This is a genomic window from Paraglaciecola marina, from assembly GCF_004360155.1.
Lineage (GTDB): Bacteria > Pseudomonadota > Gammaproteobacteria > Enterobacterales > Alteromonadaceae > Paraglaciecola > Paraglaciecola marina.
On record NZ_SAIS01000016.1, the window covers coordinates 16,439 to 38,744 of the forward strand.

Sequence of the window (22,306 nt, forward strand, 5' to 3'; positions counted from 1 at the left end):
GTCGTCCTGGCAGTTCTAGAGGTTAATTAAAAAGTTTATTTAAAAGTTTATCTTTAGCTTCATCTTTTTTCTGGTCAACAAGACTATCAAGTTTAGCTTCTAGTAAACTGTCGATTGAGCTTAAATCACCATCAGCTAACTTTTCCCAGTCGAGTAGTTGTTGATATTGATCATTCCCTTCGCCTAATACTTCCGATGTTTGCAAGTTTAGCTTTTGTTTAAGCTCATCTAGTTTTTCTTGTTGTTCAGTACTGACGTTGGCCAGTAATGCACCGCCAATTTGTTGGTTTAAATCTGAACCTATAGATAAGTCTAAGTCTCCCAATGTACCGGCAATATCTGTGGTTAGGGTAAGTTCTTTTAATTGGTTCAGTGTGTCGGCCACTATGTTAGTTATTTTGTTACTGCCAGTGGCATTTATGAGTAATTGTTGTAAGTCGACTAGGCCTTTTCCTGATAATACGTCGCCTGCTAGTGACATACTTCCTGTACTTGAAACTAAACCTGATTTGAGTTCACCACTAATTTTTTCTTGGTCTACTAAGCCTAAATCAGATAATGTTAAGCCATCTAATGCCCAAGTTTGTTGCGCTTTTGCTCCGTTAGCATCACTAAGCCAAAGCTCCCCATCAACTTTTAGTGAGTTCCACAGTTTGCTGGCACTAGAGTCAACAACAAAGGTTGTAGCTCTGCCTATAATGTCGTGTTGATAGGTTATGTCTGTCCAATAACTACTAATGTTTTCTTCTTGCCATTTTATAGATATTTCAGATTTGCGTATTAACAGATCTGGTAGACCTGCGTCGTTATCAAAATTTATCCATTTACCCTGGTAAGCTTGGGCCTCTTGTTCTGCTTCGCGACTACTTTTAAGCATAGGGCCTATTATTTCAAAGGCAGCTAACGTGTATTGGCTCCATTGTCCAATTTGTTCTCCGAATACAAGAGTGGTGACATCCTCAATTGCGTCTGCATCCCCCGCTAATAACGACTTAAGTTGCTCATAATCTTGGGTAGGCGCTGCTTTAAGGGCTGAAACTTTTGGTCCCAAATCTGCTTTGGCTGCATCAACAGAGGCCTTAAATTCTTCTAACTGTTTTTTATCTGCTTTGATTTCATCTTTTAGCTGGTCAAATTCTTCTTTAGCAGCTAAAAGTTTAGTGGCATCTTTATAGTCAGCCTCTGTTAACTTTTTAATCCGCTTTTGATAGTTTTCTAACTTTTCTTTACTGGGCAAAGCCTCGTATTGTGTTTGTAACTTGTCACTGTGTTTTTCGTAGGCGACTTCTACATCTTCAATCGCTAGTGTGGTTTTAAGGGGAGACTTAGCTAAAATTTCATCAACACTAGGGATGCCTTGGGTTTCAACAAATAGTTGTTCACTGTCAACTGTTTCGTCTTCTGCCTTCTCGTAAACATCGCCAGGGGAATCTCTAAGGGTTCCGAGCTCAACACCTGTGATTTTTAAATCGTCGATAATGAGTTTACGTAATAATAAAGGGGGTAAATCTATTGCGGCCGACACTGTTTGTGTTTCAAGCTGATTTGTATCAGGCGCACTAGGGTCCGTCAGCTGTACACGATTTAATGTAATACTAAAAGGAGAAAAAGTATGCTCAACAGACTCAATATTGACTTCAGCGCGATTAGCTAAGCCTAACGTTTTTTCTGCCGCCAGTTTAATCCAGAAGTCTAAAAACAAAATACTAATAGCTGTGAATAATCCAACTACAACAAAGAAAGCGACTAATCCAGGCCAGCGAATAATTGATTTCATAGCTTAATCCTTAATGGCTTGGTAAATTTGGAAGAATTTAGAACCTTTCAATATTTGTACGATACGCCACTGATTAACCCACTTCATGAAACGCTCTCGATATTGTTCAACTAATTTTTTACTTAATAATAAAATAATGGGAAATAAAATAACGCAAGCTATAAGGCTCCCCAAGGTAGTTGTGTGATAAAATTGCGTTAATTGGCCGATGAATGTTCCGTACAAGCCATTCCACAATGACTCCAAGGTAGAGCTTAATAATATTGATTCACCCAACGCCGAAAAACCATAACTGGCGGGAATTGCAATAACAGAAAACACGGTCCAAGCGATTAAAAAGCTACTAATATTGACTCGAAAAAACAGTACTGAGAAAATTAGTAATAGTGAATGTAACCCTACAAAAGGGGTTAATCCCATTACCATTCCCAATGCAAAGCCAAAAGCAAGCTGCCATGGTGATGCATCTGAATTAAGTGCTTTAAATAATTTTGCTAATAGGCCCATTGTTACTTCCCGGAAATTACGTCGTGAGCTATGTCAGACAAATGTTAAAATTAAAAACCTAAACTTGGACTCAATTTATTTAAAAATGTTCCTGTATGTGATTACATCCAGTTGTCATTTCTACGACGTTTTTTAGGTAAATAGGTGATTATAATCCCTAAAATCAAACTAATTACTGCCACAATACCACCTCGGGTAAACCATTCGATTTGAGCTGTTTGATCATGCTCATTAATAGTTTGGATCAGTTCTGCATTTTCTTTTTCAGCAGAGGTAATTTTGCTTTCTAATCTGTTGTTCTGTGACTTAATTGAAGCAAGCTCTTGCTGTAGTAGGTCAATATCACCCTGTTGCTGTTCAATTGTTTGATTAGCCTGTAACACTTGCTGCTGTAAACTTGGTACTAATTCTCTGACGCTCTGAGTTGTACTAATAAAATCAGACTCAACCCAACCTGTACGTTGTTTGCCATCGATGACTTCCGTAAAGTCGCCATCTTCTTGAAGAACTGTTACTCGAGTTCCCGCTATAACAGACCCTAAAATTCGAAAATTTCGACCTGGTCCTGAGTGTAAATAGGTGTATAGCTCATCGGAGATATAGCGAATATCACCCTCACTATCATTCGGTTCTTGGGCACCGAGTTGAAACCCTACTGAACAACATATAACCCATAAAAAACACTGTATTAATCGATTCTTCATATTTGAAAACTGGCCTTAAAAATCAGCCTTAAATGGTATGGGTTGAAACAACGAAAGGCAAGTGTTGATTCAATTGAAACAGCTTTTAAGCTAGTTCTGATAATTGATTCAGTTTGGTCATCGGGTTATGGTGATTCTGTTTACTTTATTAAAGAAGAATACATAGTGGAATTTGAAATTGAGCTTAAATTATTGACTAATAATGATGCCGGTGAAGTTATAGACAAAAAATTGTTGCCTAGCCTAAAAGGCAACGTCAAAAAGGAAGTAGTGACATTAACTAACTATTATTTTGATACGCAGGATCGTTTATTGAGAAAGCATGATATAGGCTTGCGTATTCGTAGTAATAATCAATATTGTGAACAGACATTAAAAACGTCAGGACAATCTATAGGGGGCTTACATAAGCGACCAGAATATAATGTTTCCTTAGATAGCTATGATAAAAAGAATATAGAGTTCCCTAACCTGAGCTTATTTGAATCTTCAGCTTGGCCTAATAACTTCGACTTAGAAGCGGTACAGAATAACCTTGAAACTATGTTTTCAACTAATTTTACTCGTCATGTTTATCAACTTGACAATGATACTTCTAGTATTGAATTGGTATGGGATTATGGTGAGGTGCGCTCAGGTGAGTTGACTTTACCTATCTGTGAAATAGAGCTGGAATTAAAAAAAGGTGGAGTAAAAGATTTATTTAATTTGGCTAAACAAATATCTTCCTTAATGCCGCTAGGTATTGGTGTACACAGTAAAGCGGCCAGAGGCTATAAATTGGCAGACGATGCAAAGATATCAAGCACTGCATTGCCAAAAATCTCCAACGATTCTTTATTAAGTGCTGAACAATGTGTTGAGTTGATCAATAAGGCATTGTCACACTTTCAGTTATATTCGACATTTTTCAGCTTCAACCATCAAAGCACTCATTCTCATGGAGTGTCTGATATATCAAAGGCACTCAATTTACTGACTTTTAGTTTGCAAAAGCTTTTTAATCTGACCTCTTGTAATGAGTTGTCTGAATTGTGTGATAAAGCTGTTAATTTAAAGTTTCATTGGTCATCAACAATCCAAGATATCGAAACTGATAAGGTAAACAATTGGGAAAATTTAGAGCAATTATCAGTTTTTTTAACTAATTCACAAACGATCGATTTTCAACTTGACCTAGTTCAAGTAATGTTAGAGAAGCCTTGGGTAATCCATAGTTAGCGGCTAAATTGCTACTTTAACTAAGACTAATATTTAATTGCTCCTGTTTTAGGCTATTTTGCGTGTTCTAATTATAAGCAATATAAAAATGATTTAGTTAATCGATTTTTTATGCTTTACCTAACCTTATAACAAAGTGGAATATATACCCATAACAATAAAAGGATAGATTCCAATAATAAATTAAATGCTTATTGCCATTATGAGTATTCGTAACGCTTAAGTATATTAACCCTACACTACATAAAGGAGCGCACATGAAAGCGTCAGACTTATTTATCAAGGCCCTCGAAGCTGAAGGCGTTGAGTATATCTTTGGTATCCCCGGAGAAGAAAATCTAGACTTGTTAGAATCAATGCGAGAGTCGGATATTAAACTAATTTTAACCCGTCACGAGCAAGGCGCTGGTTTTATGGCTGCTACCTATGGTCGCCTTACGGGTAAAGTTGGTGTTTGTCTTTCTACATTAGGCCCAGGTGCTACCAATTTAGTCACACCAGCAGCATATGCTCAATTGGGCGCTATGCCAATGCTAATGATTACAGGGCAAAAACCTGTAAAAACTAGTAAGCAAGGGCGTTTTCAGGTGATAGATGCAGTAGATATGATGCGTCCTATTACTAAATATACAACTCAATTAGTGAGTGGCGACCGCATTCCATCAGCTGTGCGTGAAGCATTCAGATTAGCTCATGATGAGCGTCCAGGTGCTACTCATATTGAATTACCAGAAGATATCGCTGCTGAAGATACTAGTATGCAGTTGCTAACCCCTAGCATTAGTCGTCGTCCAATCGCAGAATACAAAGCAATTAATAAAGCAGTAGAAATGATTGAAGCTGCTAAGTCTCCTTTATTGTTAATTGGTGCGGCAGCTAACCGTAAATTAACCTCTAAAATGTTAAAAGAATTAGTTGATAAAACAGGTATTCCTTATGTTACTACTCAGTTAGGTAAAGGTGTGTTGGACGAGCGTGATGACTTGTTCATGGGTAATACCGCTTTGTCTTCTGGTGATTTTGTTCACCGCGTAATCGACAGTGCTGATTTGATTATCAACGTGGGTCATGATGTTGTCGAAAAGCCGCCTTTCTTTATGAAGCATGGCGGTCGTCAAGTTATCCATGTTAACTTTGAGCCAGCTGCTGTTGACCCAGTATATTTCCCTCAGTTAGAAGTTGTGGGTGATATTGCAAACACAATCTGGCAGGTAAAAGAACAAGTTAACTCACAAGACAATTGGGACTTCAGCTTCTTCAAAAAAGTACACCAAGCTTATCTAGATCATAAGTCAGAAAGTGAAAATGATGACCGTTTCCCAATATTGCCAGAGCGCTTCGTTAAAGATATTCGTGAAGCAATGCCAGATGACGGTATCGTAACGTTAGATAATGGCGTATACAAAATTTGGTTTGCTCGTAACTACCCGGCAGCACTTCCAAATACATTGTTGTTAGATAATGCGCTTGCCACTATGGGAGCAGGTCTACCTTCAGCTATGGCCGCAAAAATGGTTCACCCTGACAAGCCTGTGATTACCGTTTGTGGTGATGGTGGATTCATGATGAATAGCCAAGAACTAGAAACAGCAGTGCGCCTTAACTTACATATAGTTGTCATTATTTTACGTGATGATGCTTACGGTATGATTAAGTGGAAACAAGCTAACATGGAGTTTGAGAACTTCGGGTTAGATTATGGCAACCCTGACTTCGTTAAATATGTTGAGAGTTACGGCGGCCATGGTTGGAGAGTTGACTCAGCTGAAGGGTTATTACCTCAAGTACAAAAATGTTTAGCTGAACCAGGCGTACATTTAATCGATGTTCCAGTGGACTACACTTTAAATGACAAAACATTGAATCAAACATTGCGTATACGCAGTGAAGCAGTTTAAGGAGCTATAGAATGTTAGCGAAAGCTTATCCCTATTTTTTAGCAAGCGAAGCCGTATTTGCTAATGAAGATTTAGAGATTACAAATAAGTACACCAATGAAGTGGCTACTCATGCTGCTTTGGCAGACGCTAAGGTTATTGACGAAGCGATTGCCGCTGCAGAAGCTAGTCAACCAGAATTGAATAAAATGGCGCCTTACCAGCGTCAGGATATTCTTAATTACTGTGTAAAACGTTTTGAAGAGCGCTTTGATGAGCTAGCTCATGCTTTGTGTATCGAAGCAGGTAAGCCTATTAAAGATGCCCGCGGAGAAGTAACACGTTTAATTGATACCTTCCGAATTGCTGCTGAAGAGTCTGTACGTATGCACGGTGAAGTTATCAACCTTGAGATAACTCCCAGGGCTAAAGGTTATACAGGTATGTACAAACGAGTGCCTATTGGTCCTTGTTCGTTTATTTCACCTTTTAACTTCCCATTAAACCTAGCGGCTCACAAAATTGCGCCAGCATTAGCGACAGGTTGTGCATTTGTACTCAAACCTGCTAGTCGTACTCCCTTAGGTGCATTGATAATCGGTGAAATTCTAGCTGAAACCGATTTGCCTAAAGGATCTTTTTCTATTTTACCTTGCAGCCGTGACGGTGCTGACTTGTTTACTACAGATGACCGATTTAAGTTACTTAGCTTTACGGGCTCACCTCAAGTAGGTTGGGATCTTAAAGCTAAAGCAGGCAAAAAGCCGGTTATTTTAGAGCTAGGTGGTAACGCTGCGTGTTTAGTTGATCACGATACTGATTTAGATGATGCCATTGAGCGCATTGTTTTTGGTGCTTATTACCAATCAGGTCAAAGTTGTATCAGTGTACAGCGTGTTATTGTACATGAGTCTATCTATGCTGACTTTAAACAACGTTACACAGACCGTGTTGCTAATCTAGTACATGGTGACCCGCTCAAAGAAGATACTTTTATTGGTCCAATGATTTCAGAATCTGAAGCTTCACGTTTGGATACTTGGGTACAAGAAGCAGTATCTGCGGGTGCAACTTTACTATGTGGTGGTAAGCGTGATGGTAATATGTTGCAAGCCACTTTACTTGAAAATGTACCTAACGATGCTGCTATCAATACAGAAGAAGCGTTTGGGCCTGTTTCTGTCCTTAGTTCATTTAGTGATTTCGACGAAGCACTAAAAGAAGTAAACAACAGCCAATTTGGTCTGCAAGCAGGTATCTTCACCCGAGATATCTATAAAGCTCATAAAGCATGGGACGAATTAGATGTTGGTGGTGTGGTAATTGGCGACGTGCCTAGCTGGCGTGTAGATAACATGCCTTATGGCGGTGTCAAAGAGTCAGGCTTAGGCCGTGAAGGTATTACCTTTGCTATGGAAGATATGACTGAAATACGCTTAATGGTGTTACGTACACCTAGTTAAGTGATTAAATTATTTACTGTAAAATGCCTCTCAACCGAGAGGCATTTTTGTTTTAGTCTAACTCCAAACGTAATAAAGTTCTAAATCCAAAATACCTGCTTTTGACTCAGAGTTTATTGATATTTAGGCGTCTCGTATTTAATAATAATGTTGTTAATTGTATTGTTGTCTTTAAGTTTTTTTGCGGATGATACTAATGCGGACATGGTTTGTTTATCTGCGATTTCTCTAGAATACATCAGATACATCCCCAGTTTATGAACCAATAAAGGTGTACTGAGGTCTTCGTGTGAATAATTTAAGTTTCTTAAGGCCCAGAAAATACTAGATTCAGGACCAAATAAAAAATCAATTCTATTACGCATTAACATTTCTATCATGTGCGTATATTTGCTACCTTCAACCTGCATAACCTTAATATCTTTAAGTGCTTTTGTAGCAGTTGGGGTTAATCTAAGGTAACCGACTGATTTTCCGTTGATATCGTTCAGACTATCAATTTTGGTGTCTTTTGTACCAACAACAATAAAGTTAACGTCTCGGATATACTCTATTGGGATAGCAACTTTGTTGGTTATTTCATTTGGTACTAATAGGGCGACACTGACTTCCCCTGTGTCAAGGTAACGCAACACTCTACCAAACGGCATTAATGTATTTTGATAGGTAAATCCGGCATCACTTACAATACTATTCACTATTTCATAGGAGCTTCCTTGAAATTGACCGTAGTCATCTATAAAACCTCGATTACTTGTTTCAACTGTTCCAATAGTGATTTCTTTTGAAGTGGTAAAATTACTAAATAGTGAGGCTAAGATCGCCATTATGAATAATAAGTTAAGCCTTCTTTTAGTTTGCATTATAAATGACCGTTTACCCTTATCTTATTGATATTTCTTGGTATAAAATTAAATCTTGCATTAAAAAAGTTTAAATGAATTTTTGGAACAGTACTATGACGATACTGTAGTTTAGGATCTTTAAAAATGATTTGATTGATTTTGATTCTCAGATAGGCTTTTTTTTAAACTAAAATCTATTATCTAAAATTTGTTGGGTGAAGTCCTTTTTGAGGTAAAAACCTCTGGGGCGTGTTTGAATACTTTGTCCATTTTTACCTACTGCAGTTGTAACAGCACTACCGTTAGCAGCTTTAGGTCGTAATTGTAGGTATTGGCCATGGCGTGCCGTTATCTCTTCAATATTTCCTAGGGCAATCATATCCATTAGCTCTTCCCAATCTTGTTGTAATTGCTTTTCTTGCTCATTGTTAAGAGCCCATAAGAAAGGTGTGCCAATAATTCGATTAGCGGGAGTTATGGTGCGCTCTCCTTGGATTGGTACCCATAATACCTGCTGAAGTTTGTTTTTTACATTGCTGTTAGACCACTCAATACCTGCTATTTGAGTTAGATGAGCGTAACAAACATAAGTTGTTTCTAGCGGGTGTCCATATTTATCTATCGGAATGGTTTTTAATTCCACTCCGATTTTTGCAAAGTCTTGTCGAGTTTTAGAGCCTGCGCTTGCGCCTAAACAGGTTTCTATAAGTTGCCCAGTCCAGCCTTTCTCACGTTTGAAGTTGCTTGGGACTTTAATATTAGCAATCTCAGCTACCTCTCCCAAAGTTAATCCCGCTAGGGTTTCAGCTCTAATTAGCAATTCATCTAGGGTATTAGGCTCTGATTTTAAAAGTTTAAATTGTTTCATTTAGTTTTCTATAAAGGTTCTATGCTTTTTTATTCCTTTGAATACGCATTAGTTTATGGAAGAATGCATGACATTAAAAGAATTGAGTTCTCGGGAGTCTAAGTGATTGATGCCGAAGGATTCCGCGCCAATGTTGGCATAGTGATTTGCAATGAGATAGGACAAGTTTTTTGGGCAAGGCGCTATGGGCAACATTCCTGGCAGTTTCCGCAAGGCGGAATCGATGAAGGTGAAACTGCCGAACAAACTATGTATCGCGAACTACATGAAGAAGTAGGTCTCAAACCAGAACATGTAAAAATTTTGGGAGTGACTAAAAATTGGTTACGTTACAAATTACCTAAACGCCTAGTTAGACAGGGTAGTAGTCCTGTATGCATTGGGCAGAAACAGAAGTGGTTTTTGTTGCAACTGGTTTGTAAAGAACATGATGTAGACTTATTACATTCAGGTCATCCTGAGTTTGATGACTGGCGTTGGGTCAGTTATTGGTACCCAGTACGTAATGTTGTGTCTTTTAAGCGCGATGTATATCGACGTGTAATGAAAGAGTTTTCGTTGACTGCTATGCCTGATAATGCTTTACAGAACCAAGGTAATTCACAGAAATCAAAACGCCGTCGTAAGGCATAACAGTGTCACCTGATGATACAAACCTGAGAGATAAATAAGCCTTATGCTGACTGCCCTCAAACGTATTGTTCAAGAAGTGAATCAAATTCCAGTGCTAGATGATGCGTTAAATTGTCTAGCGGATAGGTTAAGAGAGGCTTTAAAAGTAGACTCTTGTAGTATCTATTTAGCGGATTATGAACAACAACACTTTTTGTTATTTGCTACGGAGGGGTTGGCTAAGTCTGCTGTCGGGCAGGTTAGAATAGGCTTTTCAGAAGGGCTAGTTGGGTTAACAGCGCAACGTGAAGAGCCTATTAATATTAGTGATGCACATCATCATCCTCGCTTTAAACACTTCCCAGAAGTAAAAGAAGATGACTATCATGCTTTTCTAGGTGCGCCCATTATTCACCAAAGGAAAGTATTGGGAGTATTAACCTTACAGCAAAAGCTAAAACGACGCTTTAGTGAAGATGAAGAAGCCTTTTTGGTGACGCTTGCCATGCAGTTGGCGGTAGAAATAGCCAATGCTAAAGCAAGAGGCTCAATTAATTTATTACAGGAAAACATCCCTAAAGATTGGCAAAAAGCGGTTCAAGGTATACCTGGGTCTTCTGGGTTGGCTGTTGGTTTTGGGTATATTCAAAACTTGCTGGTTAATATTCGTAATCATCTACCCAAAAGAAGTAGTCACACTCAACAAGAAATTCAGCATTACAGACAAGCCGTTAAAAAAACCCAAGAGGATATGGCGGTATTATCAGATCGTGTACAAGGTGAAGTACCGGATGACGTACAAGCTATTTTTCAACTGTATCACCACTTATTGGATGCTAATAGTTTAGGCAGGGATGTAGAAAAAGAAATCAAAAAAGGCTGGGATGCTCCCACGTCTTTAAAAATGGTTATAGAAAGTTTTATTCGCCAATTTCAATGTATGAATGACGCGTATATGCGCGAAAGAGCTGTTGATATAGAAGACATGGGAAACCGAGTCTTGGCCAATATAATTGGTATTAGTGCCAATGAACCTATTTCTCGGGAGCCTCACGATCAAACTATTTTAATTGCCGAAGAAGTTACGGCTGTGATGTTGGCAGAATTTCCTAGTGAAAAGTTAGTGGGGATTATCTCTATACGCGGTTCAAACAACTCTCATGCTGCTATTATGGCGAGGGCGATGGGGGTGCCAGCTGTTATGGGGTTAGATAATGTCCCTATTGCTATGCTCCGAGATAAAGAAATTCTACTCGATGGATATACAGGTGACGTAATTGTTTCTCCCAATGGCACCATTCGTCATGAATTTGACCAACTAATACTTGAAGAAAAATTACTTTCTGAGCGCATTCATTCAGAAGATACCTTACCTGCGGTAACCAAAGACAATTGCACTATGAGTTTGCTCGTAAACTCAGGTTTATCTTTAGAAACAGAAGTAAGTACAAACCCTTTTTCTGATGGTGTAGGGCTGTTTCGAACCGAAATTCCATTTATGATGCGGCAACGCTTTCCAACAGAACAAGAGCAGGTAGAGCTATATAAAGGGCTACTAGAGTCTGAGCCCAACAAGCAATTTACTATGCGTACCTTAGATGTAGGGGGCGATAAACCTTTAGCCTATTTCCCAATTGTCGAAGAAAATCCATTTTTAGGGTGGCGAGGTATTCGATTAACTTTAGATCACCCTGAAATTTTCTTGGTACAAATTCGTGCGATGTTAAGGGCAAGCTTCGATCTTGATAATTTGAATATTATGCTCCCCATGATTACATCGGTTAGTGAGGTAAGTGAAGCTAAGCGACTAATACGCCAGGCATTTAATGAAGTAGAAGAAGAAGCTGAAGAGAAAGGCGTAAGGCTAACTATGCCGCAAATTGGTGTGATGTTAGAAGTGCCAGCTGTTTTGTATCAGCTACCACAGCTGGCTAAAATTGTGGATTTCTTTTCTGTAGGTAGTAATGATTTAACTCAGTATTTATTGGCAGTTGACCGAAATAATGCCCGTGTTGCTGGTTTGTATGATAGTTACCATCCAGCAGTTTTATCAGCTCTACATTCTATTGCCAAAACTTCTGATTCTTTACAGGTACCTGTAACAGTGTGTGGTGAATTAGCGGGTGAGCCAGGAGGTGTGGTTTTATTAGTTGCTATGGGGTATCGAAAACTCAGTATGAATACTCATAATTTATTAAAAGTGAAGTGGATCATACGTAATATCTATCAAAATGAAGCAGAGCAACTGCTCGCAAAAGTGGTTACATTGAATAATCCGGGAGACGTTCGTTCAGAAGTTAATTTGTTTCTAGAAACTTCAGGGCTAGGGGGCCTAGTAAGAGCAGGAAACTAATGTTTTTATATTTTAATTGGAGTAGTTATCCTTAATGGAACCTTTTGTCGTTATATTTTTATTTTGTTTGCTTATTGGCGCTGTAGTTGGTTTTTTAGCGGGGCTTTTAGGGATTGGTGGTGGTTTAATTATTGTTCCTATTTTACTTCACTTATTAATCACTGAGCTTAGTCTAGAGTTGACTCAAGCTATGCCAATGGCAATTGCTACTTCTTTGTTTACGATTATTTTAACGGGATTTTCAGCATCACGTACCCATTATAAGTTGGGTAATGTAGATTGGTTCATTACTGGCTGGAGTGGTTTAGGAATAGCGTTAGGGGCCGTTTTAGGTGCTCAGTTGGCAAGCAATATTCCAGGACAGATGTTGAAATCTATATTTGCATTTTTAGTATTCGGCATTGCTTGTTACATGCTATTTGGTAAACGTAAAGCATCAGAGCAAGAGGCAAGCAAATCACGGTTAACAGGAGTTGGCTTATTTGCTGGTTTTTTGTCATCTTTGATGGGGATTGGCGGAGGGTCTATCATGGTTCCGTCACTTGTATGGTTTAATATTTCAATTAAAAAAGCAATTGGTTGTGCCTCCGTTTGTGGGGTGGTTATTGCTATATTTGGTTCACTAAGTTTTGTGCAAGCAGGTTGGAATAACACTCAGTTACCGGACTATTCTTTTGGTTACGTTTATTTGCCCGCTGCCGTTGGTATTGTGATTACCTCTGTTTTAACTGCGGGGGTGGGGGCTAGAGTCAGTCAAAAATTAGATACAAGTGTGCTTAAAAAAGTATTTGCAGGGTTCTTGACTCTGGTTAGTTTGTTTATGTTATTTGGTTAATTCCAAAGTAAGAGTAATAAAAAATGCAACAATATTTAGATCTAATGCGCCATGTTTTAGAAAATGGTGTGAAAAAGGAAGACCGCACGGGAACGGGTACTATCAGTGTGTTTGGCTATCAAATGAGGTTTGATTTAAGCCAAGGATTTCCATTAGTTACGACTAAAAAATGCCATTTACGCTCTATTATTCATGAATTATTGTGGTTTCTCAAAGGAGAGACTAATACTCGATATTTAACAGAAAATAATGTCAAAATTTGGGATGAGTGGGCAACAGACGACGGTGAGTTAGGTCCTGTATATGGAAAGCAGTGGCGGAGCTGGGAAGGTGTTGATGGTCAAATTGTTGATCAAATTAGTGAATTGGTCGACCAGATTAAAACTAACCCTGATTCTAGGCGTTTGATCGTTAGTGCTTGGAATCCTGCGGTTTTGCCCGATACTAAATTTTCTCCTAAAGAAAACGCAGCGCAAGGCAGGCAAGCACTGCCCCCGTGTCATACTATGTTCCAGTTTTATGTACTGGAAGGTAAGTTGTCTTGTCAGCTATACCAAAGAAGTGGTGATATTTTCCTTGGTGTGCCGTTTAATATCGCTAGTTACGCGTTGTTGACTATGATGTTGGCTCAAGTGTGTGATTTACAGCTTGGTGACTTTGTGCATACTTTTGGTGACGCTCATTTGTATTCAAATCATTTGGAGCAAGCTAAATTACAGCTCTCAAGGAGTCCACATGATTTGCCAAAAATGGTTATTAATCCTAGTGTTAAAGATATTTTCTCTTTTGATATAAATGACTTTGAATTAAAAAACTATCAAGCTGACGCCCATATTAAAGCGCCTGTGGCTATTTAGTTCTGTCTCTTTAAACAACTATTAGGTGATATGTCGATATGGCTACTCCTGTTCTAATTTGTGACGATTCAAGCTTTGCACGTAAACAGATGCAAAGAGCGATTCCTGATGGCTGGGAAGTGGACATTACCTTTGCTGAAAACGGACTCCGAGCTTTGGAGATTATTCGTGAAGGGAAAGTAGAGGTAATGTTTTTAGATCTTAATATGCCTGTCATGGATGGTTATGAAACTATGCAAGCCATTAAGGAAGAAGAGCTTCCTATAATGGTAATTGTCGTGTCTGGGGATGTGCAACCCGAAGCTCGAGCGCGAATGCTTAGCTTAGGGGCATTGGACTTTATTAGAAAACCTACTGAAAACGCCAAGTTGGTTCAGGTACTGAGCCAATTTGGTTTATATTCAGGGGAAGCTTCTGCAGCTAAAAGAACTAAAGAAGTTGTACCAGCAGCAAGTGATTCAATTAGTGATAAATTAGATGCCTACCGTGAAATGGCAAACGTTGCCATGGGACAAGCCGGTGAAAGTTTAGCTAAGTTGTTAGGTGAATTTATTGATCTACCCATTCCTAACGTTAACTTAATCACCAATACTGAACTGCATATGGCTATTGCTGATATTCAAACTAATGAAAGTGTTTCTGCGGTATCTCAGGGGTTTATTAGTGCGGGTATAAACGGTGAAGCTTTAGTTATTTTTAATGATTCTAATTTTGGGAATATGGTGAAGTTACTCAAGTACACCGATGGTGACAGTGATGCTTCCTATGAATTAGAAGCTTTAATGGATGTATCTAATATTTTGATTGGAGCTTGTTTAAGAGCACTGTCTGCGCAGCTGCATTCTGTTTTTAGTCATAATCACCCTATTATTTTAGGAAGACATTGTGATTTAGATGAAGTGTTACAAACCACATCACATCGAGAAGAAGATATGCTAGCGATTGAGATTGCCTATTCGATTAAAAGCCAAGATATAAATTTCGACTTGTTGCTTTTATTCCCTAAAAAGTCTATTGGGCTTATGTTCGATAAGCTTGTAACAAATAATTAAGAAGGGTACTGAAAAATGGCAGTTGATAGTAGCTTGGCTGAAATGCATTGGAAACATGATCTTCTTGGGTCAATCGAGGTGGGGATTGTAGTTTTAGATAAAAACTACAATGTACAAGTGTGGAACCAATTTATGGAAAACCACAGCAGCATAGTGCCCGGTATGATCCAAGATAAAAATATATTTGAATATTTCCCTGAGATTGACGAAAAATGGTTTTGTCGTAAAGCAGAGCCGGCATTTACTCTTAAAAGCCCTGTTTTTATTATTTGGGAGCAAAGACCCTATTTATTTCGTTTTGACTGTAATCGCCCTATTACTGCTCAATCAGAAAGTATGTTTCAAAATATCACTATTTTCCCACTGGCTTCTTTAACTGGGCAAGTTGAACAAATTTGCTTGGTTATTTATGACGTTACCGACGAAGCGTTAGGGCGTTTACGTATTGAATCCTTAAATAAACAACTCGAAAGAATGAGTCGTCTTGATGGGTTAACAGAGCTTTACAATAGGCAATATTGGGGGGAACAGTTAGCCCTTGAATATAAGCGTGACAAGCGAACAGATGTCGCATCTGCACTAATTATGATGGATATCGATTACTTTAAAAAAATTAACGATACCTATGGGCACCTAGCAGGTGATAGTGTTATTAAGTCATTTGCTAATGTAATTAGAAAAGCTACCCGAGAAACTGACTTAGCTTGTCGTTATGGGGGGGAAGAGTTTGCGATCATTTTACCTGATACCCCGATTGAAAATGTAGAGTTCGTGGCTGAGCGAATTCGCCGTTTTGCAGAAAAGAAGTTTGTTATTCATGATGGTATTGAAGTGAGTTATACCGTAAGTATAGGTGTTGCAGGCTTTAAGTCCTCTTACAAAAGCCACACACAATGGTTAGATGCCGCAGATAAAGCACTATATAAGGCCAAGGAGTCAGGTAGAAATAAGGTTGTTTTGGCAGACTAAACAAAATTATCTTTAGTCAGAAAATTAATAATAAAAAATGTGACGCAATGAAAAAAAAAAAGCTTTAAAGAAGCCATTTTAAATAAACGAATGCTGGTGTGTATTACTACTGGCTTTTCATCTGGTTTACCCCTTTACCTGCTTATCCAATTTATACCTGCTTGGCTAAGATCTGCTGAAATTGATTTAGCGACCATAGGTTTAATCAATTTAGTTCTCTTTCCTTACACGTGGAAGTTTCTATGGTCTCCCGTGATGGATAGATTTGTATTGCCTTTCTTCGGGCGTCGTAGGGGCTGGATGTTTGTAACCCAATTGGGGCTAATTGCGCTTATGGGGTCACTATCTCTATTTGATCCTGCGACACAGTTGCGAGACATCATCATCATAGTATCTGCAATATCTTTCTTTAGTGCCAGTCAGGACATTGTTATTGATGCATACAGACGAGAGATCTTACCCGATGATGAATTAGGGGCTGGTAATGCGTTTTATGCACAAGCTTACCGTATATCATCATTTGTACCTGGGTCTTTAGCTATGATCCTTGCTGGTTTTTTCCCATGGTCTATAGCTCATTTATCCATTGCTGCTTTTATGCTGGTGGGCTTGGTAACTACGCTGTTAATTAAAGAGTCTTCTAAACCAGGAGAAGCCCCTGAGACTCTAAAGTCAGCCGTCATTGAACCATTTAAAGAGTTTTTCGAACGTAGTGGATGGTCAAATGCATTGTGGATTTTGTTTTTTATAATTCTATACAAGTTAGGCGATAGCATGGCAACAGCGTTAGAAACCCCATTTTTTATGGATATGGGCTTTACTACTGTAGAGATTGGATCGATAGCTAAAATATCTAAAACAATTGGTGCCACGGTTGGGACAATATTGGGTGGTTTAGCTATGGTTAAGTTAGGAATTAATCGCAGCCTCTGGGTTTTTGGTGCATTCCAAATTGTCTCTATTTTAGGATATGTTCTTCTATCAATAGTCGGTTACAACCATTTTGTTTTGGCGTTAGCGAGTGGTTTAGAATATCTTGGTGTCGGCTTGGGGTCGGTCGCATTAATAGCCTTTATGGCTAGTTCTACCAATAAACACTTTACAGCGACACAGTTTGCATTGTTATCAAGTATCGCAGTTATCCCTAGGACTTTTGTTAGTGCTACAACAGGATATATTATTGAATCTGTGGGTTATACACAGTTCTTTGTGATTTGTTTTTTTTGCGCAATACCAGGTATGCTGATGCTAGTAAAAATAGCGCCTTGGAATGAGAGTAAACTCAAATCAGAACTAGATAGCTAATTAAGGCCTAATGCCAATGCAATCTAGTGGCAGTGGGTACTTTCCTTGATTTTCTAAACAGTCTAGACAGGTTTCGAGTTCTCCTCGTAAAAAGGGGTCTTGTAACAGTACGTCTTTAGGCCAATAGTGAACTTGATGTAAAACATGCCAGAAAACATGCTCGGTATTCTCGTAAGCTTGTTGCTTACCCTTCTTAATTTGATGCCATTCTTCCATGGTATCCCAAAAATATAGATCTAATTCTGTGTAAGGGATTTTATAATTTAAAAAGCCTCTGACAAAAAATGCCAGTTGTCTGGATTTGATTTGAACAAATGAACTGACAGTTGACACGAGTAGAGTGAGACCTTTAGTTAAGAATTATATAGACTAAGGTCTAGTATAGATAAAAAATTTGCTTTAGGGAAAAATTATGAATTTTGCACAATATTTGCACATTTCAGTGCAGATATCTCCGAATATTTTTTACCATCCCATATAACTTGTCCAACCATATATTTCTTTACTTAGATAAAGACTACTATGATTTATATTGGTAAATCCAAGCATTTTTCTTTGACGATATTGTAACTTCAAAGCCTTAATAGCAGAAACTTCTCTGTGTTTAACTGTTTGTAGTGACCACTCATTATCACTCTCACTATATAAATCTAAGACTGGCATAGGCGTTTGGGCTATCAGGGTTGGCAGTGTGTCGTTTAATTTTCTATCTGGCCAAAAAGGGCTAATCGTTACTAAAGCATCTGGTGTCTCTAATCTTTTCTCAGCATAAATTTTAGTCATCCACGCTGCTGATGTCCCTTGGGCAATAACAAGAAAAAAACCAGGGTAGTTGGCAGCTCGTGTGGCTGACTCCTGTAACAATGCAATCAACTCTTCTTCATGTTTTAAGAAAGCAGCTTTATTCAATTGGCTTTCAACTGACCTGCTCCGATTTCTTGGAGGGGGAAACTCAGCTATTTCATCCTTAGCTGAAGTTGATTCAGTAACTTCTCCACCTGCTTGCTCCGCAGATTGTGGCGAATCAGGTTTCAATGGCTCTTGTAAAGAAGGTAGAAACGCAACGTCGGGAGCTGGCATTAAAATGGTTACCCATCCCAAATCATTGAGCTGTGTAGCAAGTGGTCTAAGACCATTTTGACCTATTACTGAAGTCCCGCTCTCTGCAATCATCACGGCTACTCCCAAAGTTATGGCCGTGGTATTTTCTTGCATGACATACAGAATATCTTGGTTATTCAAAACGAACTTTTCATATTGCTCTGAAAATAGGGTACGCTCTAAGTCCAGCCTTTTTAATAGTTGGGTATCGGGGGCGGCCTCACTAATAAATGATATAATTATCAGTGAGATAGTCGTTATATATTTGAAAATATTGTTGACTCAGAGTTAGGTGTATATAGGTTATCGGAACGTGGCGCAAAGTTCTTTAACTTAGAATGGGATAGGGGTTTTAAACTCTAGAGCTTGCTCTGTCAACGGATGCCGAAAGCTTAATGCAGCAGCATGTAAGTTAAGCCTTGGAGCCATCTTTAGAGCGTCTTTATGGGCGTACAACCTATCACCAATAATAGGATGATTCAGGCTAAGCATATGAACTCTTAATTGATGGGAGCGGCCTGTCACAGGCTTTAACTCGACACGAGTGCTTTGACTGTATCTCTCGATAACTCGCCAATGGGTAAGTGCCTTTTTCCCCCTCTCGTGATCTACCATTTGTTTAGGACGGTTTGGCCAATCACAAATGAGTGGCAAGTTAACGTCTCCTGTCTCTCCTTCAACTAGCCCGTACACTATTGCTTGATAGGTTTTTGACGTTTCTCTAAGTTCAAACTGTTTGGAAATATGACGATGGGCAGGCTTATTTAATGCCATTAACATTAAACCTGATGTTGCCATATCGAGTCGATGAACCACAGTTGCTGTTGGAAACACTGTTTGTACGCGAGTTTGTAGTGAATCGAAATGCTCTCTCGCTTTACCAGGCACACTTAAAATTTCACTTGGCTTATTCAAAAGCACTATGTCGTCATCTTGATAGACAATATCTAGATAGGGCTTGGTTGGGGGAGAGTAATTAACTATGGCCATAAGTAATCTACTAGGGGTTGTTCACAACAAAGCGAACAGCTTCTAAATGTAACTTAGCGTTAGACATAACTTTTTCTAAGTTAATGATTTGCTTGGCAACATGCTCTATTTCATCATCACGAATGGCAGGGTTAACCTGTTGTAAGCCTTCAAGCCTTGCCAGTTCATCACTCAACAGTTCATTCATTTGAGCGATTCGCTGTGACTTTATAGCCTGCGCACTTTTTTCTGCATGCTGGTGACTATGCTCTAAACACTTTTCAAGTTGAGACTTTAGAGCATTTATGAGTTGGTTACCCATTTTAGGTAATACTGGATCTAAACGAGTGAAGTGCTTATCTGTCAGTTGTAAATTCGCATCTACACATACCTTTATCGGAGTGGGTGGTAAAAATCGTGCGAGTTGCAAGCCTTTGTCTGCTTTGGCTGAAAGTACAAACAAGCATTCTAACCAGTAACTTCCGGCTGGTTTAGATTTATCTTGGCATAAGGCGACAGCGCTTTTTCCAGTGACATCGGTTGTTAAGATATCCATTGCATGTTGGATCATTGGGTGGTCCCAACTTAAAAAGTGTACATGCTCTAATAGAGTTGCTGTAGGTCTTTCATAGGTAACTGTCATGCCTTCTTCATCTAGCCCGGGTAAAGGCCCAATCATTTTTTCGGTAGGTTTTAGCAAGTAACAGCTTTCGTCATGTTCTTCTTGAAGAATTCCTAAACTATCAAATAACCGTGTCATAAATAACTCTAAGGTAGGCGAGTCTTCAGCGTCGCTAATTTGTGTCAAAAATTGTTCAACCCGCCCATGTCCAGAAGAGTTAAGTTCTAGTAGTTTGTCGCGGCCTTGTTCTAGACGCTTCTTTAATTCTTTATGAAGTAAGGCTGTTTGGTTTATTAGCTGAAAACACTTATCTGTATTCTCGGGATCTTTAATACATTCATGCAACAGCTCTTGGGTTTCTTCATAGACAGTCATACCTGTTGGGCAAGTATGCTCAAAAGCCCCTAATCCTTGGTGATACCAATCGAGTAAAACTTGCTGCGCGCTCATATCAAAATAAGGAACATGGATACACACATCATATTTTTGACCAATACGATCTAAACGTCCGATCCTTTGTTCTAATAAATCAGGCACTAAAGGTAAATCGAATAAAATTAGATGATGGGCAAATTGAAAGTTTCTGCCTTCACTGCCAATTTCACTACAAATAAGTACCTGTGCACCGTCATCAGATTGCGCAAAATAGTTTGCCGCTCTATCACGATCAACTATGCTCATGCCTTCGTGGAATACGGTAGAACGGGTGCCTGCTTTTATCCGTAAAGCTTCAGATAGTTGCAAAGCCGTACTCGCATTAGCGCATATAGTTAATACCTTTTTACCTTTTAATGACTTTAGCTGAGATATAAACCAGTCTACTCTTGGATCTATATCTGTCCAGATATTGACTAAGTCAGGGTGCCTTTCAGGGGCAAGCTGTAGTTGGATGTTTTCTGGTTCACTGGCAAGTAAAGTTGCATATTCTATTGGCAACCTTAAGCCATGGCTAAAGAGTTGGCGCTTCGGGAAGCCTTTCACCCCAGCTCGGCTGTTTCTAAATAGTAAACGCCCTGTACCATGGCGGTCTAATAAGGTGTGCAACAGTTTGTTTTTTTGTTTTGTAGATGCCGTATTGATGCCTTGTAGCATGTCCTTATCTGCAAACTGAGCGATAGCTTCGATATCTTCATCAGACAGCGACTCACCTGACAATAATGGGTTAATCGCTTGTGCTAACTGACTGTATTGTTTCTCTTCGTTTACAAAGCTGTGATAATCGTGAAAACGAGCGGGATCAAGTAGACGTAAACGTGCAAAATGACTTTCGTGGCCAAGCTGATCAGGTGTAGCTGTGAGTAGTAGCACCCCCTTGGTAACTTTAGCTAGGTCTTCAATCACTTGATACTCTTGAGAAGGCTGTCCTTCTGACCAGGTCAAATGATGGGCTTCATCTACAACCATTAAATCCCACTGCGCTTCTAATGCTTGCTGGTAGTAACGACTGTTGTGGGTCAGGAAATCTAAACTACAAATGATTAATTGTTCTGCTTCAAAGGGGTTGCAGGCATCTTCTGCCATGGCTTCACACCGCTCAGCATCAAACACTGAAAACGCCAAATTGACTCGGCGTAACATTTCTACTAACCACTGATGCACTAAACTTGAAGGTACAACAATTAATACTCTTTGGGCTCGCTCTGTAAGTAATTGTTGGTGAATAATTAGGGCTGCTTCAATGGTTTTCCCCAGCCCCACTTCGTCAGCCAATAACACTCTCGGTGCATGGCGGCGACCTATTTCGGATGCAATATGTAACTGGTGAGGGATAAGGTCGACTCTAGCACCAACAAAACCTAACAATGGCGAAGTGCTATGGTTGAATTGATGGGTTAAACATTGCTCTCTTAAATCAAACCATTTAGGGTCGTCGAATTGACCGTTAAGTAAGCGTTGCTCTGGTTGATTAAGTTGAAAATGATGATCTATGAAGGTTTCTTTTAGAATCGCCGCTTCTTGATTATCGGTGCGCTGGCCAACGTAAATAAGTTGTCCGTCGATTTCTTCAACATGCTCAACTACTAATTCCCAGCCTTCATGACTCTTTACTGTGTCATCAACAGCAAATTTTATACGGGTGAGTGGCGCGGTTTGTGAAGCATAAACACGACTTTCTCCAGTTGCTGGAAACAACACTGTCACAGTACGTGTCTCTATTAATACAATGGTCCCTAAGCCTAACTCAGCCTCAGTATCACTGAGCCATCTTTGTCCCAGTGCCAAATTATCTTGTTTTGCCATTTGTATCCTCACTCGTAAATTTGTTGGCCGCTAGGACTTTTTCAACCCCCAAAGCTAAACGGCGCGCATTGTAGCAAAAATAAAATTTTATACTGTTTAAAAGTAGATGATTGTCAGAAGAAAGTGGT

At 39.1% G+C, this 22,306-nt stretch carries 19 protein-coding genes; 10 read left to right on the forward strand and 9 right to left on the reverse strand.

Features of this window, described 5'->3' with window-relative positions:
- Positions 1–22: 22 nt before the first annotated feature.
- The 3 genes from EOK74_RS17570 to EOK74_RS17580 form a co-directional block, all read right to left on the reverse strand.
- The gene (locus EOK74_RS17570) at positions 23–1,777 is read right to left on the reverse strand and encodes a TIGR03545 family protein (protein WP_133471415.1); all 1,755 of its coding nucleotides are present in this window, start codon (positions 1,775–1,777) and stop codon (positions 23–25) included.
- 3 nt (positions 1,778–1,780) lie between these two features.
- Positions 1,781–2,284 (reverse strand): TIGR03546 family protein, encoded by a 504-nt coding sequence (locus EOK74_RS17575; protein WP_133471416.1) that lies wholly within the window; start codon positions 2,282–2,284, stop codon positions 1,781–1,783.
- A gap of 101 nt (positions 2,285–2,385) precedes the next feature.
- Positions 2,386–2,988: a TIGR04211 family SH3 domain-containing protein gene (locus EOK74_RS17580; RefSeq protein ID WP_133471417.1), complete on the reverse strand. Its 603-nt coding sequence runs from the start codon at positions 2,986–2,988 to the stop codon at positions 2,386–2,388.
- A 42-nt stretch (positions 2,989–3,030) separates the two neighbouring features.
- Here EOK74_RS17580 and EOK74_RS17585 point away from each other — a divergent pair, with 42 nt between their 5' ends.
- From EOK74_RS17585 to EOK74_RS17595, 3 genes are all read left to right on the forward strand, one after another.
- The gene (locus EOK74_RS17585; protein WP_166638798.1) at positions 3,031–4,209 is read left to right on the forward strand and encodes a CYTH domain-containing protein; all 1,179 of its coding nucleotides are present in this window, start codon (positions 3,031–3,033) and stop codon (positions 4,207–4,209) included.
- Positions 4,210–4,466: 257 nt separating this feature from the next.
- Positions 4,467–6,107: an acetolactate synthase large subunit gene (locus EOK74_RS17590; RefSeq protein ID WP_133471419.1), complete on the forward strand. Its 1,641-nt coding sequence runs from the start codon at positions 4,467–4,469 to the stop codon at positions 6,105–6,107.
- Positions 6,108–6,118: 11 nt separating this feature from the next.
- Positions 6,119–7,549: an aldehyde dehydrogenase family protein gene (locus tag EOK74_RS17595; protein WP_133471420.1), complete on the forward strand. Its 1,431-nt coding sequence runs from the start codon at positions 6,119–6,121 to the stop codon at positions 7,547–7,549.
- Positions 7,550–7,662: 113 nt separating this feature from the next.
- On the opposite strand, the gene EOK74_RS17600 is transcribed toward EOK74_RS17595, so the two are convergent.
- Together EOK74_RS17600 and mutH are read right to left on the reverse strand one after the other, a co-directional pair.
- Entirely contained in the window at positions 7,663–8,412 is a 750-nt protein-coding gene (locus tag EOK74_RS17600) for a substrate-binding periplasmic protein (RefSeq protein WP_133471421.1), read from the reverse strand.
- A gap of 169 nt (positions 8,413–8,581) precedes the next feature.
- A complete protein-coding gene (gene mutH, locus EOK74_RS17605) occupies positions 8,582–9,262 on the reverse strand; it encodes a DNA mismatch repair endonuclease MutH (RefSeq protein ID WP_133471422.1) in 681 nt (226 codons plus the stop codon).
- A 102-nt stretch (positions 9,263–9,364) separates the two neighbouring features.
- Between mutH and rppH the strand changes: the two genes are divergently transcribed.
- The 7 genes from rppH (at position 9,365) to EOK74_RS17640 (ending at position 17,245) form a co-directional block, all read left to right on the forward strand.
- Positions 9,365–9,895, forward strand: coding sequence for an RNA pyrophosphohydrolase (rppH, locus tag EOK74_RS17610; protein WP_133471423.1), 531 nt, complete (start codon positions 9,365–9,367; stop codon positions 9,893–9,895).
- A gap of 43 nt (positions 9,896–9,938) precedes the next feature.
- Positions 9,939–12,227, forward strand: coding sequence for a phosphoenolpyruvate--protein phosphotransferase (gene ptsP / locus EOK74_RS17615; protein WP_133471424.1), 2,289 nt, complete (start codon positions 9,939–9,941; stop codon positions 12,225–12,227).
- Positions 12,228–12,261: 34 nt separating this feature from the next.
- Positions 12,262–13,062 (forward strand): sulfite exporter TauE/SafE family protein, encoded by an 801-nt coding sequence (locus EOK74_RS17620; RefSeq protein ID WP_133471425.1) that lies wholly within the window; start codon positions 12,262–12,264, stop codon positions 13,060–13,062.
- Between the two features lie 23 nt (positions 13,063–13,085).
- Positions 13,086–13,919 carry a thymidylate synthase gene (locus EOK74_RS17625; RefSeq protein WP_133471426.1) on the forward strand — a complete coding sequence of 278 codons (834 nt, stop codon included), beginning with the start codon at positions 13,086–13,088 and terminating at the stop codon, positions 13,917–13,919.
- A gap of 38 nt (positions 13,920–13,957) precedes the next feature.
- Complete coding sequence (locus EOK74_RS17630; RefSeq protein ID WP_133471427.1) at positions 13,958–14,971, forward strand: response regulator; 1,014 nt, start codon at positions 13,958–13,960, stop codon at positions 14,969–14,971.
- Positions 14,972–14,986: 15 nt separating this feature from the next.
- Positions 14,987–15,940, forward strand: a complete 954-nt coding sequence (locus tag EOK74_RS17635; protein WP_133471428.1) for a GGDEF domain-containing protein — start codon at positions 14,987–14,989, stop codon at positions 15,938–15,940.
- A gap of 90 nt (positions 15,941–16,030) precedes the next feature.
- Entirely contained in the window at positions 16,031–17,245 is a 1,215-nt protein-coding gene (locus tag EOK74_RS17640; RefSeq protein ID WP_133471429.1) for an AmpG family muropeptide MFS transporter, read from the forward strand.
- Here EOK74_RS17640 and EOK74_RS21120 read toward each other — a convergent pair whose 3' ends face one another.
- From EOK74_RS21120 to rapA, 4 genes are all read right to left on the reverse strand, one after another.
- Positions 17,246–17,578: a hypothetical protein gene (locus EOK74_RS21120; protein ID WP_239024157.1), complete on the reverse strand. Its 333-nt coding sequence runs from the start codon at positions 17,576–17,578 to the stop codon at positions 17,246–17,248.
- Between the two features lie 132 nt (positions 17,579–17,710).
- Positions 17,711–18,619, reverse strand: coding sequence for a DUF3530 family protein (locus EOK74_RS17650; protein WP_133471430.1), 909 nt, complete (start codon positions 18,617–18,619; stop codon positions 17,711–17,713).
- 60 nt (positions 18,620–18,679) lie between these two features.
- Complete coding sequence (locus tag EOK74_RS17655) at positions 18,680–19,336, reverse strand: RluA family pseudouridine synthase (protein WP_133471431.1); 657 nt, start codon at positions 19,334–19,336, stop codon at positions 18,680–18,682.
- A gap of 10 nt (positions 19,337–19,346) precedes the next feature.
- Positions 19,347–22,178 carry an RNA polymerase-associated protein RapA gene (gene rapA / locus EOK74_RS17660; RefSeq protein ID WP_133471432.1) on the reverse strand — a complete coding sequence of 944 codons (2,832 nt, stop codon included), beginning with the start codon at positions 22,176–22,178 and terminating at the stop codon, positions 19,347–19,349.
- Positions 22,179–22,306: the final 128 nt, after the last annotated feature.

What these genes read in the sequence shown, in the direction of transcription:
- EOK74_RS17635 (WP_133471428.1), top strand. Translation starts at nt 14,987, where the DNA reads ATGGCAGTTGATAGTAGCTTGGCTGAAATGCATTGGAAACATGATCTT.
- EOK74_RS17595 (WP_133471420.1), top strand. Translation starts at nt 6,119, where the DNA reads ATGTTAGCGAAAGCTTATCCCTATTTTTTAGCAAGCGAAGCCGTATTT.
- ptsP (WP_133471424.1), top strand. Translation starts at nt 9,939, where the DNA reads ATGCTGACTGCCCTCAAACGTATTGTTCAAGAAGTGAATCAAATTCCA.
- mutH (WP_133471422.1), bottom strand. Translation starts at nt 9,262, where the DNA reads ATGAAACAATTTAAACTTTTAAAATCAGAGCCTAATACCCTAGATGAA.
- EOK74_RS17590 (WP_133471419.1), top strand. Translation starts at nt 4,467, where the DNA reads ATGAAAGCGTCAGACTTATTTATCAAGGCCCTCGAAGCTGAAGGCGTT.
- EOK74_RS17575 (WP_133471416.1), bottom strand. Translation starts at nt 2,284, where the DNA reads ATGGGCCTATTAGCAAAATTATTTAAAGCACTTAATTCAGATGCATCA.
- EOK74_RS17640 (WP_133471429.1), top strand. Translation starts at nt 16,031, where the DNA reads ATGCTGGTGTGTATTACTACTGGCTTTTCATCTGGTTTACCCCTTTAC.
- EOK74_RS17600 (WP_133471421.1), bottom strand. Translation starts at nt 8,412, where the DNA reads ATGCAAACTAAAAGAAGGCTTAACTTATTATTCATAATGGCGATCTTA.
- EOK74_RS17625 (WP_133471426.1), top strand. Translation starts at nt 13,086, where the DNA reads ATGCAACAATATTTAGATCTAATGCGCCATGTTTTAGAAAATGGTGTG.
- rapA (WP_133471432.1), bottom strand. Translation starts at nt 22,178, where the DNA reads ATGGCAAAACAAGATAATTTGGCACTGGGACAAAGATGGCTCAGTGAT.
- EOK74_RS17620 (WP_133471425.1), top strand. Translation starts at nt 12,262, where the DNA reads ATGGAACCTTTTGTCGTTATATTTTTATTTTGTTTGCTTATTGGCGCT.
- EOK74_RS17630 (WP_133471427.1), top strand. Translation starts at nt 13,958, where the DNA reads ATGGCTACTCCTGTTCTAATTTGTGACGATTCAAGCTTTGCACGTAAA.
- EOK74_RS17580 (WP_133471417.1), bottom strand. Translation starts at nt 2,988, where the DNA reads ATGAAGAATCGATTAATACAGTGTTTTTTATGGGTTATATGTTGTTCA.
- EOK74_RS17570 (WP_133471415.1), bottom strand. Translation starts at nt 1,777, where the DNA reads ATGAAATCAATTATTCGCTGGCCTGGATTAGTCGCTTTCTTTGTTGTA.
- EOK74_RS17655 (WP_133471431.1), bottom strand. Translation starts at nt 19,336, where the DNA reads ATGGCCATAGTTAATTACTCTCCCCCAACCAAGCCCTATCTAGATATT.